This is a genomic window from Gardnerella sp. 26-12 (assembly GCF_001660745.1).
In the GTDB taxonomy this organism is placed as follows: domain Bacteria; phylum Actinomycetota; class Actinomycetes; order Actinomycetales; family Bifidobacteriaceae; genus Bifidobacterium; species Bifidobacterium swidsinskii.
In genome coordinates, this window is record NZ_LWSR01000006.1 from 1 (window position 1) to 15432 (window position 15432).

Consider the following 15432-nt stretch of genomic DNA (forward strand, 5'->3'; position numbering starts at 1 on the left):
TCGGCAGCGTCAGATGTGTATAAGAGACAGTAATTAGTTAACCAATCAGTTAGTTATTCAGTTATTCAGCAAATCAGTTAGTAAATCAACTATTTGATTAGAAATCCCAATCATCGTCGTCGGTTTCAACTGACTTGCCCATAATGTAGCTGGAACCAGAGCCGGAGAAGAAGTCGTGATTTTCGTCGGCTGCAGGAGAAAGAGCAGCGAGAATTTCTGGGCTTACGTGAGTTTCTTCTTCGCTGTACTTGGCAGGGTAACCAAGATTCATCAAAGCCTTGTTAGCGTTGTAGCGCACGAAGTCAAAAACGTCATCATGGAAGTCAAATCCTTCATAAATCTGACCAGAATACTCAACTTCCAGATCATACAAAGTGTCGAGCAAGTTCATAGTGAACTTTTCAAGATTCTTCTTATCGTTCTCGCTTCTAAGCTCCAAACCGCGCTGGAACTTGTAGCCAGAATAGTAGCCGTGAATCGCTTTATCGCGCAAAATCAAACGAATCATATCTGCAGTGTTCATCATCTTACCGCGAGAAGCAAAATAAAGCGGAAGGTAGAATCCCGCGTAAAGAAGCAACGAAGAAAGCATAGTTGCAGCAATCTTGCGCTTAAGCGGATCTTCGCTCTCATACTCGCAAAGCACTGTGGTAACACGCTGCTGCAAAACGTCGTTGCCAACAGCCCAACGATAAGCTTCGTCAATCTCTTCGCTAGAGCAAAGAGTAGAGAAAATAGAGGAGTAGGAGCGAGCGTGAATCGACTGCATAAAAGCAATATTCGTGTAAATAGCCTGCTCGTGCTCCGTGCGAGCGTGCTCAATTTGGCAAAGCTCGCCAATAGTTGCCTGGCTGGTATCGAGTAAAGTCAAGCCTGTAAAAACGCGAGTAGTGGTCTTGCGCTCAAGATCGGTGAGGGAACGCCAAGAAGGAATATCGTTGCTCAGCGGAACCTTTTCTGGAAGCCAGAAGTTAGCAATAAGGCGATTCCAAACGTCCAAATCCTTGTCGTCAACAATATTATTCCAATTAACTGGGCGTACGCGCGATCCGTGATGGTAGCGGTACTGAGATGGTGTGATAGAAGCTGCCATCATAGCGTCATCTGCGATTACGCGATTTGTGCCGAAAGGCTTATCGAGGCTACTTCTAAGCTCGGTTGGGCTGAGTTCTGTCATTATTACTCCTGATTCTGTGTTTACGTTTTATAAAATTTTTAAGTTTTTGATTTGGCGTGCGAAAAATTCACAGCGTTACGACTTACAGCGTGCAGCTTACGCAACCTTCGATTTCCGTACCTTCCAAAGCTTTCTGGCGAATACGAATGTAGTAAAGAGTCTTAATGCCCTTGCGCCATGCGTAAATCTGAGCCTTGTTCAAATCGCGAGTAGTCGTAGTGTCTGGGAAGAACAAAGTAAGCGACAATCCCTGATCCACATGCTGAGTTGCTTCAGCGTAAGTATCAATAATTGCCTTCCAGCCAATCTCGTAAGCATCCTTAAAGTACTGCATATTGTCGTTCGTCATGTATGCTGCAGGGTAGTAGACGCGACCAACTTTGCCCTCTTTACGAATCTCAATGCGAGAAGCAATTGGGTGGATTGAACTCGTGGAATGGTTGATGTAAGAGATTGAGCCAGTTGGAGGAACAGCCTGCAAATACTCGTTGTAAATGCCGTCGCGCAAAATCTCGTCGCGCAGTTGCTCCCAGTCTGAAACACTTGGAATCGCAACATTGAAACGAGCAAACAAATCGCGAACCGCTTGAGTGCGAGGCTCAAGAGAACGACTTCCATCAGTGTATTTATCGAAATAGTTGCCTTTTCCTGCAGGCTTAGCGTAGGCACTCGTTTTAAGGCTTGCAAAAGCGTGTCCGCGCTCTACAGCCAAAGCGTGAGAAGCCTTATAAGCGTGGTAAGCAACAGTCATAAAGTACATGTCTGTAAAGTCAAGAGCTTCCTCGCTTCCGTACTGCATGTGCTCGCGAGCAAGGAAACCGTGCAAATTCATTTGACCCAAGCCAATAGCGTGACCTTCTGCGTTTCCGCGACGAATCGAAGGTACAGAATCAATCGAAGTATGCTCAGAAACAGAAGTGAGCGCACGTACCGCCAAATCAACGCTTGCACCCAAGTCACCATCCATTGCCTTAGCAATATTAAGAGAGCCGAGATTGCAAGAAATGTCGCGGCCAACGTGACTATAAGATAAGTCAGCGTTATAAGTGCTTGCTTCCTGAGTTTGCAAAATCTCGGAGCACAAGTTGCTCATAGTAATGCGACCCTTAATAGGATTTGTGCGATTCACAGTATCCTCAAACAAAATGTAAGGGTAGCCAGACTCAAACTGAATTTCCGCAAGTGTCATAAAGAATTCGCGAGCGTCGATGTACTTCTTGTGAATGCGAGGATTTGCAACCATCTCGTCGTAATGTTCAGTAACAGAAATGTCTGCAAAAGGCTTGCCATATTCGCGCTCAACATCGTAAGGGCTAAACAAAGCCATCTTTTCTTTGCGCTTAGCAAGCTCAAAAGTAATATCTGGAATAACAACGCCTAAAGAAAGCGACTTAATACGAATCTTCTCGTCCGCGTTCTCGCGCTTAGTGTCGAGGAAACGCATAATATCTGGGTGGTGAGCGCTAATATACACAGCACCAGCGCCCTGACGAGCGCCAAGCTGATTAGCGTAAGAGAATGAATCTTCCAAAAGCTTCATAACAGGTACAACGCCACTCGACTGATTTTCGATGCGCTTAATAGGAGCGCCAAGCTCGCGCAAATTCGTAAGCAAAAGAGCCACGCCGCCGCCTCGTTTAGAAAGTTGCAAAGCAGAATTAATTCCGCGCGCAATAGACTCCATATTATCTTCCAAACGCACGAGGAAGCAGCTCACAGCCTCTCCGCGCTGAGCTTTACCAAGATTCAAGAACGTTGGAGTGGCTGGCTGGAAGCGACCTGCAAGCATTTCGTCCAAATAGTTGAGCGCTGCTTTTTCGTCGCCGTCTGCGAGTTCCAAAGCGACTGCAGCTGCGCGTTGAGCGAAGTTTTCCAAATACTGTTTGCCGTCGAAAGTCTTTAAAGCGTAAGAAGTGTAGAACTTAAAAGCACCTAAGAATGTGCCAAAAGTGTGGTGAGCGGCTTCTGCATGCTCGTAGAATTTATCGAGAAACTCATCGCTGTATTTGTTGAACACGTTGCCGTTGTAGTAATAGTTGTCAATCAAATAGTTCAAGCGTTCGCGAGTTGAAGCAAACTTCATGCTGTGTTCTTGCACGTAATCCGAAACGTAAAGCTTTTCTGCTTCCTGATCTTTATCAAACTGAATGCCTTTTTCTGGGTCAAAAAGACCGAGCATAGCGTTAAGAACGTGGTAGTCGCGGCTATTGCGAATGCGCTCTGCTGTTGTGCTGGCAGTTGTGCTTGCAGAATCAGTGTGATCAAGATTAAGCGAAGTAGATTCGCTCATCGGATCTGTGCTATTCATGGGGTTTGTTCCTTTCTTCATGCGTTATTTTTGTTTTTCAAACGCTGTTTGTTTTGTTTCTTTTACTTATTTCGTTTATTTCGTTTGTTCTGTTTCTTTGAGTTGTTTTAAAAATCTCGGTATCCCATGCGCTACTTTTTCTATATCTTCTGCAGTTCCTGTGAGTTCAAACGAGTACATATTTGGGATTTTGCACTTTCCTGCAATTTGACCGCCTGCAGCGCAATATGCTTCTCCAAAATTTGTATTTCCGGAAGAAATTACCCCGCGAATAAACGAACGATTTTCGCGATTATTTAAGAATTTGCGAACTTGCATTGGTATTGCTTTCGCAATATTTCCACCGCCGTAAGTTGGAACAATCAAAACGTACGGTTCGCGCACGTTTAATTCCGGCTCTTTAGGGCGAAGTGGTATGCGGTACACGTTTACGTTATTGCTTGGAAAATCGCAATTTTGCACAAATCTTAACGTGTTTTCGGAAACTGAGGAAAAGTAGACTACAGCTCCGATTGATTCGCCTTGTGCGCGCGATTCAGGCTCGCTTTGTTGTGTTATATTTTCTTGCTCACACATTTCTTATGCTTCTTTTGCTGCCTCTGCGGAAGTTCCGAGTTTATCCGCAATTTGCGCAATTAGATCTGGACGGTACCCACTCCAGGATGCGTCGGGAGCAATGACTACTGGAGCTTGACGGTATCCGGCATTTCTTAACTGTTCGAGTGATTCAGGGCTTTTTGACAAGTCTACTGTTTCAAAGTTCACGCCAAGTTTTGTGAACTGTCGCTTAGTTGCATCACACTGTGGGCAATGAGGTTTAGTAAACACTGTGATAGTCATTTCAATCTCCTCTGGTGATGGGGGAATTTTGCAATTCCGTGTTGTATCGACAAAAGCCAAGTAGTTAGCTTACTCTGAATAAGCACTATTTATAGTGGTGTGTCGACTGTGTAAACACTATATATAGTTATTATTTAAAATAGCTAAAAATAGCGTGTTTGTAAGCGTGTCGTGTTTTATGAAGTGAATATGAGCTTAGTTTTAACGATTAAAAATGTAATCTATTTCACAGAATTTATATTTGGAACTACTTAACTTGCATATTGTTAAGCCTTGTGCATATCCGCCTATAAAATTATTAAGTGCGTTTCTTGAAGGGGCGTAACGCAAAATAAAAAGTTGTGCATTTTGTAGATAATGCAGATTGCTTGGGTGCGCAAAGCATGCGTGCAAATAACAAAACAAGTACAAGATAAGAGGTGTCATTATGACTCAAGCTCAGGCAAATATTGGTGTTGTTGGTTTGGCTGCCATGGGTTCGAATTTAGCGCGTAATCTTGCGCATCATGGAAATACAGTAGCTGTTTATAATCGTCATTATTCGCGCACTGAAACTTTAATGAATGAGCATGGCAGTGAAGGTGCTTTTGTGCCTTCAAAAACTGTTGAAGAATTTGTGGCTTCTCTAAAGCGTCCGCGCACCGCAATAATTATGGTAAAAGCTGGTGCTCCTACGGATGCTGTGATTGAAGAACTTGCAAATGCTATGGAGCCTGGAGATATTATCGTCGACGGCGGAAACTCTTATTTTGAAGATACGATTCGCAGAGAGCGTGACATTCGCGCGCGTGGTCTTCATTACGTTGGTTGCGGTGTTTCTGGTGGCGAAGAAGGTGCTTTGCGTGGTCCTTCGATGATGCCTGGTGGCACTGAGGAATCTTGGAAGACTCTTGGTCCTATTTTGAAGTCTATTGCTGCTGTTGCTGAAGGTGAGCCTTGCGTAACGCATATTGGTACCGATGGTGCTGGTCATTTTGTGAAGATGGTTCACAATGGCATCGAGTACTCGGATATGCAGCTTATTGCCGAAAGCTACGATTTAATGCTTCGCGGTTTGGGCATGAAGTCCGACGAAATCGCGGATGTGTTTAGCGAGTGGAATAAGGGCGAGCTTGATTCTTATTTGATTGAGATTACTGCGGATGTGCTTCGCCAGAAGGATGCTAAGACTGGTAAGCCTTTGGTTGAGATGATGGTGGATCATGCTGGCATGAAGGGCACTGGTACTTGGACTGTACAATCTGCGCTTTCGCTTGGCATACCAGTTACGGGTATCGCTGAAGCCGTGTTTGCTCGCGGACTTTCCAGTCAGGTTGCTTTGCGAGAAGCTGCCGAAAGTCAAGGTTTGACTGGTCCGGATGTGCATTTTGATTTGAACGATGCTGAGCGTAAGGCGTTTATTGAGGATATTCGCCAAGCTTTGTACGCTTCTAAGATTGTTTCTTATGCTCAGGGCTTCGATGAGATTGCGGCTGCTGCAATTGAGCATGATTGGAAGATTGACCAGGCTGCAGTTGCTCGTATTTGGCGAGGCGGCTGCATTATTCGCGCTCAGTTCTTGAACCGCGTTTCCGAGGCTTTTGAGTCCGGTGAAGCAAGCGTTTCTTTGCTTTTTGCACCGTACTTTAAGGCTGCAATTGAAAAGTCTCAAGCTGCTTGGCGTAGGGTTATTGCGCGTGCGGTGGAGCATGGTGTGCCTGTGCCAGCATTCTCTAGCTTGCTTGCATACTACGATGGTTTGCGTTCTAAGCGTTTGCCGGCTTCGCTTATTCAGGCTCAGCGTGATTTCTTCGGTGCTCATACTTACGGTCGTATTGACGAGCCAGGCGTATTCCACACTTTGTGGGCAGATCCTAATCGCCCAGAAGTAAAGCAAGATTAGTGCATGTAAAAGTGTATATATAAAATTTAAAATGTCAATTATGTAAAAAGCGTCACATGCGTTGTTATTCTGCATGCGACGCTTTCTTTTTACAATACAGAAGCCATGTAGTACGGTAGGTAAAGCAGTTTGCCTTCGCGCTTAATTTCTCCGTGGTGAAGCACGATTCCTTCGCTGCTGGTTTTACTAAAAGCTTCCATAAAGTTTGTAATTGACTTTACATTTTTACTGCTGCCAGATTTTACTTCTATCGGAATAATCTTGTTATTTTTTCTTAAGAGAAAATCTATTTCCATTACTGTCTTTTTGGTATTGGTATTTGTTTTTTTGTAAAAATACGCGTTGTGTCCATTTGCTTTTAGGCACTGTGAGACAATATTTTCTATTATCATTCCTTCATTAATGTGTAATTTGTCTAGCAGAATTGCCTTATAAAGTTCGTTTTCTAGGTAAGGCTTATCTTTGTATGCTAACGAAGTTAAGAGTCCTGTATCCATCATGTAGCATTTGAAAGAAGGATTGATAGTAGATAGATTCAAAGCTACACTCGGATCTTCAACGCTGTTTGCAATGTTTACTATCATCGCTTCTTCAAGCCAGCGTATTGGATCCCTATACTCTTTAATGCGCGCGTTGGAATCTACGTGAGATAGCATGTAACGTTTGTCATGTTTGGAAAGCTCTGCTGGAATTCTATCGAAAAAATTAGTTACGTAACTAGGGTTTTCTTCTTCCTGGTCTTGCATATCTTGCTTATAAAGATTGATTATTTGTTGTTTAGCAAAGTCAACCTTCGCAAAATCTTTTGTATCAACATATGCTTGAACAGCTTGTGGCATTCCTCCAACCAACATGTACTCTCTAAAAGACTTCATTATGCTCTGGTGCATACTGCCCATAGGTTTAAGTGATTCAAAGTGATCTTTAATAGTAGGGAAAATCATGTTGTTATTGTTCGCTAATAAATACTCTTCATAGTCAAGTGGAAGTACTTCTAGCGTGTACTCTTCTGAGGGTATGAGAATATCCTTGCTTTTCTTTGTAATAGAAGCAAGTGAGCCTGTTTCAATGTAATCATAGCGAGCGTCTTCAAGCAGAGTTTTTATTGCTTGCCGAGCTTGCGGAAATAGTTGTATTTCGTCAAGTATTATAAGAGATTCTCGCTTATAAAGTCTGGTATTATAAGCTAACTGTATTGTGTTAAATAGAGTATCTAAATCTCTTAGACTGTTTATAAAAAGTTGCTTAATGTCTTCTTCGGTTTGATCGAAACGAATAAGAATATAAGACTTATACTCTTCTTTGCCAAGTTTTTCAGCTAATGTTGTTTTGCCAACTCGTCTTGCTCCTTTAAGAAAAAGCGCATAATTTGGCGCATATTCATGCTTCCATTTCAGCATTTCTTTGTATATTTTTCTATCAAACATGCGATTTTTGTGCTCTTTCTTTTATTACAAATTTGCGCTTGATTTGTTCAAGTGTTGCCGAGTGCGGTTTTCCTTGTAATTTCAACGGTTTTATAAAGATTTTCCCAAATGCGACATATTTTGTCAAGCAGATTTTCCCAAATGCGCCATGTTTTTAGGGGTCGATTTTCCCAAATGCGCCATGTTTTGAACACGCTATTTTCGCATTTGCGCCAATTTGTGTAGCGCATTTAATCTTTGACTTGCTGAATATTATGCATATTGCTAGAAAACTATGCAGTTATTCAATAGCAGCTTGCAAAGTTTCTGCGGTGGTTAGCCAAGAGATTTCGTCTGTTCCGTTTGCAAAAGACGCAGGATATTCAGGATTATTAGCTCCCGAAAGTGAATTCATTAAAGCAGCGCCCTTTTCTGCTCCGGCAGTCAAAAACCAAGTGCAGTGACTGTGAGCTAATACAGGAACAGTAAGAGTTAAGCGCATAGGCGGCAACTTAGGGGAGTGATTTACTCCAACAACAATGCGATCGCGATTATTAACCTGCGGTAATCCTGGGAAAAGTGAAGCCATATGCGCATCCGGCCCCATACCGAGAATTGCTAAATCAAACACTGGCTCTTTGCCAAGTATGCTCACAATTTCTTCCTCATAGTCGCGCGCTGCAGCATCTAAAATAGCGTCATTTTCAGCGTCGCTGGCTGCTGCAATTTCCTCCGCATTACGCTCATCTGCAGGCATTTCGTGAATATGAGATTCTGCCAAAGCTTTGTTAGAAGTAAGTAAGTTAAGAAACATTTCGCGAGCCTTGCGTGCATTGCGATCCTCGCTATCATAAGCTACGAAACGCTCATCTGCCCACCAAATATGCACTAAATTCCAATTAATTGCTGGTAAAAGTGGATTGCTAGCAAGCATTTGGAACATGCGTATTGAATCTGTGCCACCAGTAAGAAGTAAATGGAATGGTTTATTGAGATTTTGCACATCATTCTGTGATTCCATAATAAGAGTCACCAAGCGTTGGGCTGCAACAGCTGCAAGCACATCGCGATTATCGTATCCGTAAATACTTGCGTTATGCGCAAAAGTAACTTCATTATTTGTCATAGTTGTTCCTTTTATGCCATTGAAAATGTTTCACGAATTGTTTCACGTAATGATTCACGCATTTTCTGCAGGATTATCTCGCACCAACTGCGCGTAAATTTCGTCAGGATCAATGCGTCGCAATTCTTCGCTTAAGCAATCATCCAGAGTGCGAATAGGAAGCGCAATAGGTTGTGCAGCCTGTCCAGGCAGACTAATCAAAGCTTGATCTCCGCCAGCAGGGCGAGTGAGTGACAATGTGCCATCCTCGCGTTCTAAAGTTACGGAAGTAATAGCTTGAGCTTCAGGATTTTCAACTATTTCTACAGGAACATGCAAGCTACTCTTAAGCCAAGCTGCCAGTAAGTGCAAAGATACGTAATGAGTAGGACCCACAATCTTCGCGCTAAGAATAGGCAAATGTGGAGGTTGATCGAGCATAGAAGCAAGTAACGCGCGCCAAGGAGTTAAACGCGTCCAAGACAAATCTGCATCTTGCGGAGACCAGTTTTTGCGCAAGTTTTGCACAGTTTTAAGAGTATCGTCTGCTCGCTGTGCGTCAGTAATTCTGCTACTTGCCATAGCTCCAAGCAAATCGTGAGCAGGATCTTCAGGAGCGTTTGTTGGCCACCATGCAACAATCGGCGCATCTGGCACGAGTAGTGGAATAACAAGCGTATCCGGATGACGAACTAAACCGTTGTGCGGATACAAAATAATAATTTCACCAGCTCCAGCATCTGCGCCAAAACGCACTTGAGCATCAAGATTTGGCACAACTTCACCGCGCTCAGCAGCGTGTTCGCTAGACCAATCTCGAACCATTGCAATAACTCGGCAAGGATGCTCGCGACTAGCTGCGTTTGCTGCATCAAGTGCATGCTCTAATTCTTTAAGAGTTGTATCAATAAGCAAAGTGAGCACTCGACCAGTAGCGGATTCGCCGCGCTCTTCGTGCAATTCGTCGATTTTTGCTGCAATTTTGCTTGTATTGGTATCAGGAAGGTTGATAATCATGGCAATCTCCAATGGCGATTATCTCGAGCAAGCATAGCATCAGCTTCTGCTGGACCCCACGTTCCAGCGCGATACGGTTGCGGTTGTGTGCCAAGCGAACTCCAGAATTCCTCAATAGGGTCAAGAATTTTCCAACTTAAATCTACTTCTTGCGTAGTTGGGAATAGCGGTGGTTCGCCAAGAAGTACGTCAAGAATTAATCGCTCGTAAGCTTCAGGGGAACTTTCAGTAAAAGAGCGTCCGTAACTAAAGTCCATAGAAACGTCTCGAACTTCCATAGCTGTGCCGCCAGGAACTTTTGCGCCGAAACGCATAGTAACGCCCTCATCCGGCTGAACTCGAATCACAATAGCGTTACTGCCAAGTTCGCGCACAGCAGTAGACTCAAACGGCAAATGCGGAGCGCGCTTAAAAATAACAGCAATTTCCGTAACGCGCTTGCCTAAACGTTTTCCGGTTCGCAAGTAGAACGGAACTCCAGCCCAACGGCGAGTATCAACGTCAAGTCGCACTGCAGCGTACGTTTCAGTAGTGCTTTGAGGATCAATGCCTTGTTCTTCCAAGTATCCAACAGCTTTGTAAGAGCCCTGCCATCCTGCTGCATACTGTCCTCGAGCAGTGTTGGCAGCCAAGTCTTGAGGTAGTCGGATTGCAGATAATACTTTTGTTTTTTCAGCAGTCAAATCGCTAGCGCGGAAGCTTACAGGCTCTTCCATAGCAGTAAGAGCCATAAGTTGAAGCAAATGGTTCTGAATCACGTCACGAGCAGCACCGATTCCGTCGTAGTATCCGGCTCTTCCGCCAATGCCAATATCTTCAGCCATCGTAATTTGCACGTGATCGACGTAATTTGCGTTCCAGATCGGCTCATACATTGCGTTAGCAAAGCGGAAAGCCAGCAAGTTTTGCACAGTTTCCTTGCCTAAATAATGGTCAATTCGGAATACAGAATTAGGATCAAAAACTTCAGAAACGACGCGATCCAATTCTCGTGCGCTCGCTAAATCGTGGCCAAAAGGTTTTTCAATAATTACGCGTCGCCAAGCATGCTCAGAAGAGTGCGAAAGACCTGATGCTGCAAGCTGTTGGGCAACAACTGGGAAGCTGGAAGGCGGAATAGACATGTAAAAAGCGTGATTTCCGCGAGTACCTCTGTCTCGATCAAGTTCGTTCACTGTTTTGCTTAAACGCTCAAATGCGGACGCATCATCAAAGGTGCCGCGTACGAAACGTATGCCTTTAGCGAGATTAATCCAAGTTGACTCACGAAATGGCGTTCTGCAATGCTGCTCAATATTTTCGCGCACAAAGTTTACGAAATGTTCATCCGTCCAATCGCGTCTCGCAAAACCAGTTAAACCAAATCCTGGAGGCAAAAGTCCGCGATTAGCTAAATCATATACTGCTGGCATAAGTTTTTTGCGTGCTAAATCGCCAGTAATGCCAAAAATTACTAGGCTGCACGGACCCGCAATGCGAGCTAAACGCAAATCACGCGGATCGCGCAAAGGATTCGTCCAAGTAGATACGCTTTCCCTAGCGTCTTGCGAATCACGTAGTGTCCTCAACTCAGTCATAGATACTATCGTAATATTTCGTAGCTATTTTCACCACGCAAAACGCAATTTATTATGCTTAATAACAGTATTAAAAAGTTTTAGCGCGTTATAACTCTAATTTTCAGCCGCCGCATACAGCTAAACGAATCATCTTCGCGTATTGTGGACCGCCGATTGGAGTTAAGTGAACTCCATCGTCAGTCAAATATTCCGAGTGACCATTACTCAAACCATGCCAGTCTATAATGCCAACATTATGATGAGTTGCTGCGAACTTGCGTAAGCTATCGTTCGTTGCATCCTGCCAAGGTTGCGGAACTCGTGTGGTAACGAAATAAACAGGTCTACCTTTTGCGACATCAACCATGTGTTGAAGCACGCTATCGTCATGAGGAGGACCGTTGGTTCCAAGAGCGAAAATCACCACATCTCCAGCGTGTTTTACCGAAATATCTTTCTCGTATTCATCAGCTCCGTGGAAAATTTGTCTACTCACTTTTCCATCTATATAAGCGTTAGGCATAACTTGCATCAAATATGGTTTAGCGCCTTCAGTAATAGAATCTCCAACCATAGTTAAGTTTACGGAACAAGTATTGCGTCGTTTGTCGATCCGCGTATGAGTAGTAACAAGATTTCGTGGAACTTTTTCTGCAATAGGGAAGAGAATGCGATACTTCGATGGTGTAGGTGGAAGAGACTGTTTTACTACATTCTTTTGCACACCTTTTGGAACTGCTTTTTCTTTTGTTTCTTGCTTAGAATTAGTTTTGTCAAAAGCAGTAGGTTTTTTATTTGACGATGAAGATTGCTCTACTTGTGCTGTCAATTCTGGGCGAAGCTGCATTGACCTATGCTTAGCTATATCCTGCCAATTTACTGGCAAGATAATTAACGACACAATAATTATGCAGCACAAAGTTAGTGAGACAGAGCGAATAAGCTTAAATAATTGTTGATCTTGTATTGGCTTTTCAAATAATTGATACAAGCATTCTGCAAGTACAACTATTACTAGTGCTTGCAAGACTTGCTCTCCTGTAGATACAGCAGTTGTTCTATTTGCTGGGTTGAATAATTCAAGAACAGGGAAGTGAACTAAATAAATTGCAAAAGAGCGTCTGCCGATATAAGCGAGCGGAGCCCATGCAAATATTCTCGAGCAAATATTATCAGTTTGCGTGCACGACCACAGTATTAGTGTGCAAGCGGCTGCTGTTATTGTGTATCCGCCAAAAACAAATACTGAAGATGTGCCTTCTGCATACACAAAGCAGTAGCACAACACAATTGTTGCCAACAGTCCAATGCAAGATCTCTGCCATGCATGAAGTGGATTATAAAAAACAGTTTTTGGCTTATTGAATGCGTTATTTGGAAGTTCTTGTATATCTGGAGCTACGCTATTATCTGATAAATCAATTTGTAATCCTTCGCGCAAGTCAGCAGGTATTCCATCTTCAGCAAATACTTTTTCGTTATTTGCGTAGGCTTTATCTGATTTTTTCGTTAGTGCTGAATTATCTACACTACTATCTGCATTACTATCTAACTTAACTGATGAAGCTAAGCTGACCGATATGTTCTTTTTGCCCATTAGCAAATGTAATGCATGAATAAGCCACGCGTGGAATGAATGTTTTGCAAACCAAGCACCGTACATTGCTAGCATTGCACCCATTAAGAATTCTGATGCTCTCGTATCTAGAGAATAGTAGACGCGAGCTGGAGTTGTGTAATTGTTAAATAAGTAGGCAAAAGTAAAAGTAAGAATAGAAGAAAGTATGATTAAGCCTGCTGTGATATACATGCGTATTAGCTTGCTACGCACGAATTTAATAAGTGCAGCAAGGATAATAGGCCATATAACAAAAGCCTGCATTAAAAGTCCGAGATACCAAAGATGTTTGATAGGAGAAGGTAATCCGGACTGTTCAAAATATGAAAGCTTACGAGCAACATACATTATGTTGCTAAAGAATCCGGAGCCTGAAAGAGCATCCGCTTGTAATTTTGGTAGTAGACTTGGCGAAAAAAGCCACATAATTGGTGCTGTTATAGCGATAATTCCAAGTGTTGACGGCCAAATTCTTTTTACGCGCTTTAGTAAATACTCCCAGTAATGCCTGATTCCTTGAGTATTTTTATTATTATCTTCGATATTTTTTGCATTTTTTGCGTTTTCATCTGCATTTAAATAGCGCAGAACTGATCTCGTGCAAAAATATCCTGCCAATACCAAAAACAGTGTTACTCCAAGGAATCCTCCCATAAGAAGGCTTGGACGCATATGAAAGCATACAATACCAATAATTGCTAGAGCTCTTAAACCGTCTATTGCTTTATTTCGCTTCGAAACAGTATTTGTAGGTAAAGTAGATGATTGTTTATTTTCAGCTTTTGCGCTATTAACAGTTTTTTCTACGGTATTATTTGCATTTGCTGAAAGATTAGTTGAGGTCGTTTTACTAGCATTTTTTTCTGCAGGAACCTTCTTTATTTTGAAGGATTGATCTGCTTGTGAAGCAGTGGAAGTGTTCACGCATCTCTTTTTTGTCATCTTGCCTACGCTTCGGTAACCATACTGGTATGTATGCAACATATCGTGTGTAAAACGTAGCAATAGTAACTGTGTATTAAGACACTTTTATAGCTTAAAGCGTGTCTTGTTGCTATGCCTAGGATGTGCTAGAAATAGGTGATTTTATGCTACTTCTGTAAGTGATACAAAACGTTTATTATTTAACGAAATTTGTTAACAAAATTTTGTTTTATATGCTCTATTGCTGTCGTTCGTCGGTGCGCGCTAAAGTGAGATAGAACAGTTATATGAATTGTTATTAAAGTTATCAAAGGAGCCAATATGGCAGAAACTTTTAACGTTGTGGTAGAGATTCCACGCGGTTCTAAGAACAAGTATGAAGTGGATCACGAAACTGGTCGCGTATTCTTGGATCGCACCCTTTTCACAGCTATGGGTTATCCAGATGATTACGGTTATATTGATGGCACTTTGGGCGAAGATGGCGATCCACTCGACGCTCTTGTTATGATTCCAAATTCTGTGTTCCCAGGATGCGTTGTTGAGTGCCGCGCTGTTGGCTTGTATCACATGGTTGACGAAGCCGGTGGAGACGACAAGGTTTTGTGTGTTCCAGCGGACGTTCGTTTCGACGACATCAAGGATATCGATGACGTGAACGAGTATCACAAGGCTGAAATCAAGCACTTCTTCGAGCAGTACAAGGCTTTGGAACCAGGTAAGGAAGTTCTTCCTGGTGACTTCTGGGCTGGCGTTGAGCAGGCTGAGAAGGAAATCGTTGCAGCTCGCAAACGCTTGGAAGAAAGCGAAAAATAAGTTTCGTTTTAATAAGCAAAACAATAAAAATTAAAAGTTAAATAAAACGTCGAAGACACATGCCGTGTTTTCGACGTTTTTATGTAAGCAGGTGATTTCAAAAGTAAATTAAAACGTAACGTTACATACGCTTTAAATAATTTTAAGCAGCTACTAGCATTCCAAGGCCTGCAAGATACACGAGCATTCCTGAAAACATTATTGGCAATATAGAAATGGCGATATCGTGCGAAACTATTCCAGTTTCGTATTCTTCATAATTGTTGCGAACCCATAAATATGAAAGTCCTGATAGCGCGATTAGCATAAATATGCACAGTACTATAACGAGTATTCCACCGTTTAAATTGCGAAGCGATGGCATAAAACTAATAATTGACGGCAAAAATAGCCAACCCGGAAGTGCTGCACAAGCAATACTTGCAGTCAACGTGTGCGAAAGATTTCGTACTAAATTTGTGCGATTCTCGCGCAGCATTTGCCTCAAGAATGTTACAAATGTTGCTGCTACAAGAATTAGAGCAAAAGATACAGCCCAACGTTCGTAAGGGTGAATTGCAGCAATGAACTTACTCATTGACACAGTTTCGTTATCGATAATGACGCTTTTTGGTAGCCATCCCTTTAATACTCCGGTTGCAAACCATGTAGAAGCAATTCCTGCGCATAATGCAATAGCTCGGTCAATTACATTTCCGTGCAGTGGCCACAACGCTATAAATGTAAGCATTATGATAAGGCATAATATAAGTGTTATTTTTGCTGTTGCGATTGGCAATA

General features: G+C 42.7%; 12 protein-coding genes. 2 read left to right on the top strand and 10 right to left on the bottom strand.

Features of this window, described 5'->3' with window-relative positions:
- Positions 1-97: 97 nt before the first annotated feature.
- From nrdF to nrdH, 4 genes are all read right to left on the bottom strand, one after another.
- Positions 98-1177, bottom strand: a complete 1080-nt coding sequence (gene nrdF, locus A5295_RS00830; RefSeq protein WP_012913780.1) for a class 1b ribonucleoside-diphosphate reductase subunit beta — start codon at positions 1175-1177, stop codon at positions 98-100.
- 82 nt (positions 1178-1259) lie between these two features.
- A complete protein-coding gene (gene nrdE / locus A5295_RS00835; RefSeq protein WP_064621470.1) occupies positions 1260-3467 on the bottom strand; it encodes a class 1b ribonucleoside-diphosphate reductase subunit alpha in 2208 nt (735 codons plus the stop codon).
- Positions 3468-3560: 93 nt separating this feature from the next.
- On the bottom strand, positions 3561-4061 hold the full coding sequence (gene nrdI, locus A5295_RS00840; RefSeq protein WP_064621463.1) for a class Ib ribonucleoside-diphosphate reductase assembly flavoprotein NrdI: 501 nt from the start codon (positions 4059-4061) through the stop codon (positions 3561-3563).
- A 3-nt stretch (positions 4062-4064) separates the two neighbouring features.
- Positions 4065-4325, bottom strand: a complete 261-nt coding sequence (nrdH, locus tag A5295_RS00845) for a glutaredoxin-like protein NrdH (RefSeq protein WP_004574150.1) — start codon at positions 4323-4325, stop codon at positions 4065-4067.
- A gap of 427 nt (positions 4326-4752) precedes the next feature.
- Here nrdH and gndA point away from each other — a divergent pair, with 427 nt between their 5' ends.
- Positions 4753-6207, top strand: coding sequence for an NADP-dependent phosphogluconate dehydrogenase (gndA, locus tag A5295_RS00850; protein WP_004109841.1), 1455 nt, complete (start codon positions 4753-4755; stop codon positions 6205-6207).
- 89 nt (positions 6208-6296) lie between these two features.
- Here the strand turns inward: gndA and A5295_RS00855 are convergent, their stop codons facing one another.
- The 5 genes from A5295_RS00855 to A5295_RS00875 form a co-directional block, all read right to left on the bottom strand.
- A complete protein-coding gene (locus A5295_RS00855; protein WP_004109838.1) occupies positions 6297-7634 on the bottom strand; it encodes an ATP-binding protein in 1338 nt (445 codons plus the stop codon).
- Between the two features lie 280 nt (positions 7635-7914).
- Complete coding sequence (gene pgl / locus A5295_RS00860; protein WP_004109833.1) at positions 7915-8739, bottom strand: 6-phosphogluconolactonase; 825 nt, start codon at positions 8737-8739, stop codon at positions 7915-7917.
- Between the two features lie 54 nt (positions 8740-8793).
- Complete coding sequence (locus tag A5295_RS00865) at positions 8794-9735, bottom strand: glucose-6-phosphate dehydrogenase assembly protein OpcA (protein WP_004109831.1); 942 nt, start codon at positions 9733-9735, stop codon at positions 8794-8796.
- Positions 9732-11312 carry a glucose-6-phosphate dehydrogenase gene (zwf, locus tag A5295_RS00870; RefSeq protein ID WP_064621464.1) on the bottom strand — a complete coding sequence of 527 codons (1581 nt, stop codon included), beginning with the start codon at positions 11310-11312 and terminating at the stop codon, positions 9732-9734. The genes A5295_RS00865 and zwf overlap by 4 nt, the downstream gene beginning before the upstream one ends.
- 103 nt (positions 11313-11415) lie before the next feature.
- A complete protein-coding gene (locus A5295_RS00875; RefSeq protein WP_064621465.1) occupies positions 11416-13854 on the bottom strand; it encodes an acyltransferase family protein in 2439 nt (812 codons plus the stop codon).
- Positions 13855-14157: 303 nt separating this feature from the next.
- Between A5295_RS00875 and A5295_RS00880 the strand changes: the two genes are divergently transcribed.
- A complete protein-coding gene (locus tag A5295_RS00880; protein WP_004105658.1) occupies positions 14158-14652 on the top strand; it encodes an inorganic diphosphatase in 495 nt (164 codons plus the stop codon).
- A 142-nt stretch (positions 14653-14794) separates the two neighbouring features.
- Here the strand turns inward: A5295_RS00880 and A5295_RS00885 are convergent.
- Positions 14795-15432 (bottom strand): hypothetical protein (locus tag A5295_RS00885; protein ID WP_064621466.1); only part of this gene is annotated, 638 nt, incomplete at its 5' end.

What these genes read in the sequence shown, in the direction of transcription:
- A5295_RS00865 (WP_004109831.1), bottom strand. Translation starts at nt 9,735, where the DNA reads ATGATTATCAACCTTCCTGATACCAATACAAGCAAAATTGCAGCAAAA.
- nrdH (WP_004574150.1), bottom strand. Translation starts at nt 4,325, where the DNA reads ATGACTATCACAGTGTTTACTAAACCTCATTGCCCACAGTGTGATGCA.
- A5295_RS00875 (WP_064621465.1), bottom strand. Translation starts at nt 13,854, where the DNA reads ATGACAAAAAAGAGATGCGTGAACACTTCCACTGCTTCACAAGCAGAT.
- nrdI (WP_064621463.1), bottom strand. Translation starts at nt 4,061, where the DNA reads ATGTGTGAGCAAGAAAATATAACACAACAAAGCGAGCCTGAATCGCGC.
- nrdF (WP_012913780.1), bottom strand. Translation starts at nt 1,177, where the DNA reads ATGACAGAACTCAGCCCAACCGAGCTTAGAAGTAGCCTCGATAAGCCT.
- gndA (WP_004109841.1), top strand. Translation starts at nt 4,753, where the DNA reads ATGACTCAAGCTCAGGCAAATATTGGTGTTGTTGGTTTGGCTGCCATG.
- nrdE (WP_064621470.1), bottom strand. Translation starts at nt 3,467, where the DNA reads ATGAGCGAATCTACTTCGCTTAATCTTGATCACACTGATTCTGCAAGC.
- A5295_RS00880 (WP_004105658.1), top strand. Translation starts at nt 14,158, where the DNA reads ATGGCAGAAACTTTTAACGTTGTGGTAGAGATTCCACGCGGTTCTAAG.
- pgl (WP_004109833.1), bottom strand. Translation starts at nt 8,739, where the DNA reads ATGACAAATAATGAAGTTACTTTTGCGCATAACGCAAGTATTTACGGA.
- A5295_RS00855 (WP_004109838.1), bottom strand. Translation starts at nt 7,634, where the DNA reads ATGTTTGATAGAAAAATATACAAAGAAATGCTGAAATGGAAGCATGAA.
- zwf (WP_064621464.1), bottom strand. Translation starts at nt 11,312, where the DNA reads ATGACTGAGTTGAGGACACTACGTGATTCGCAAGACGCTAGGGAAAGC.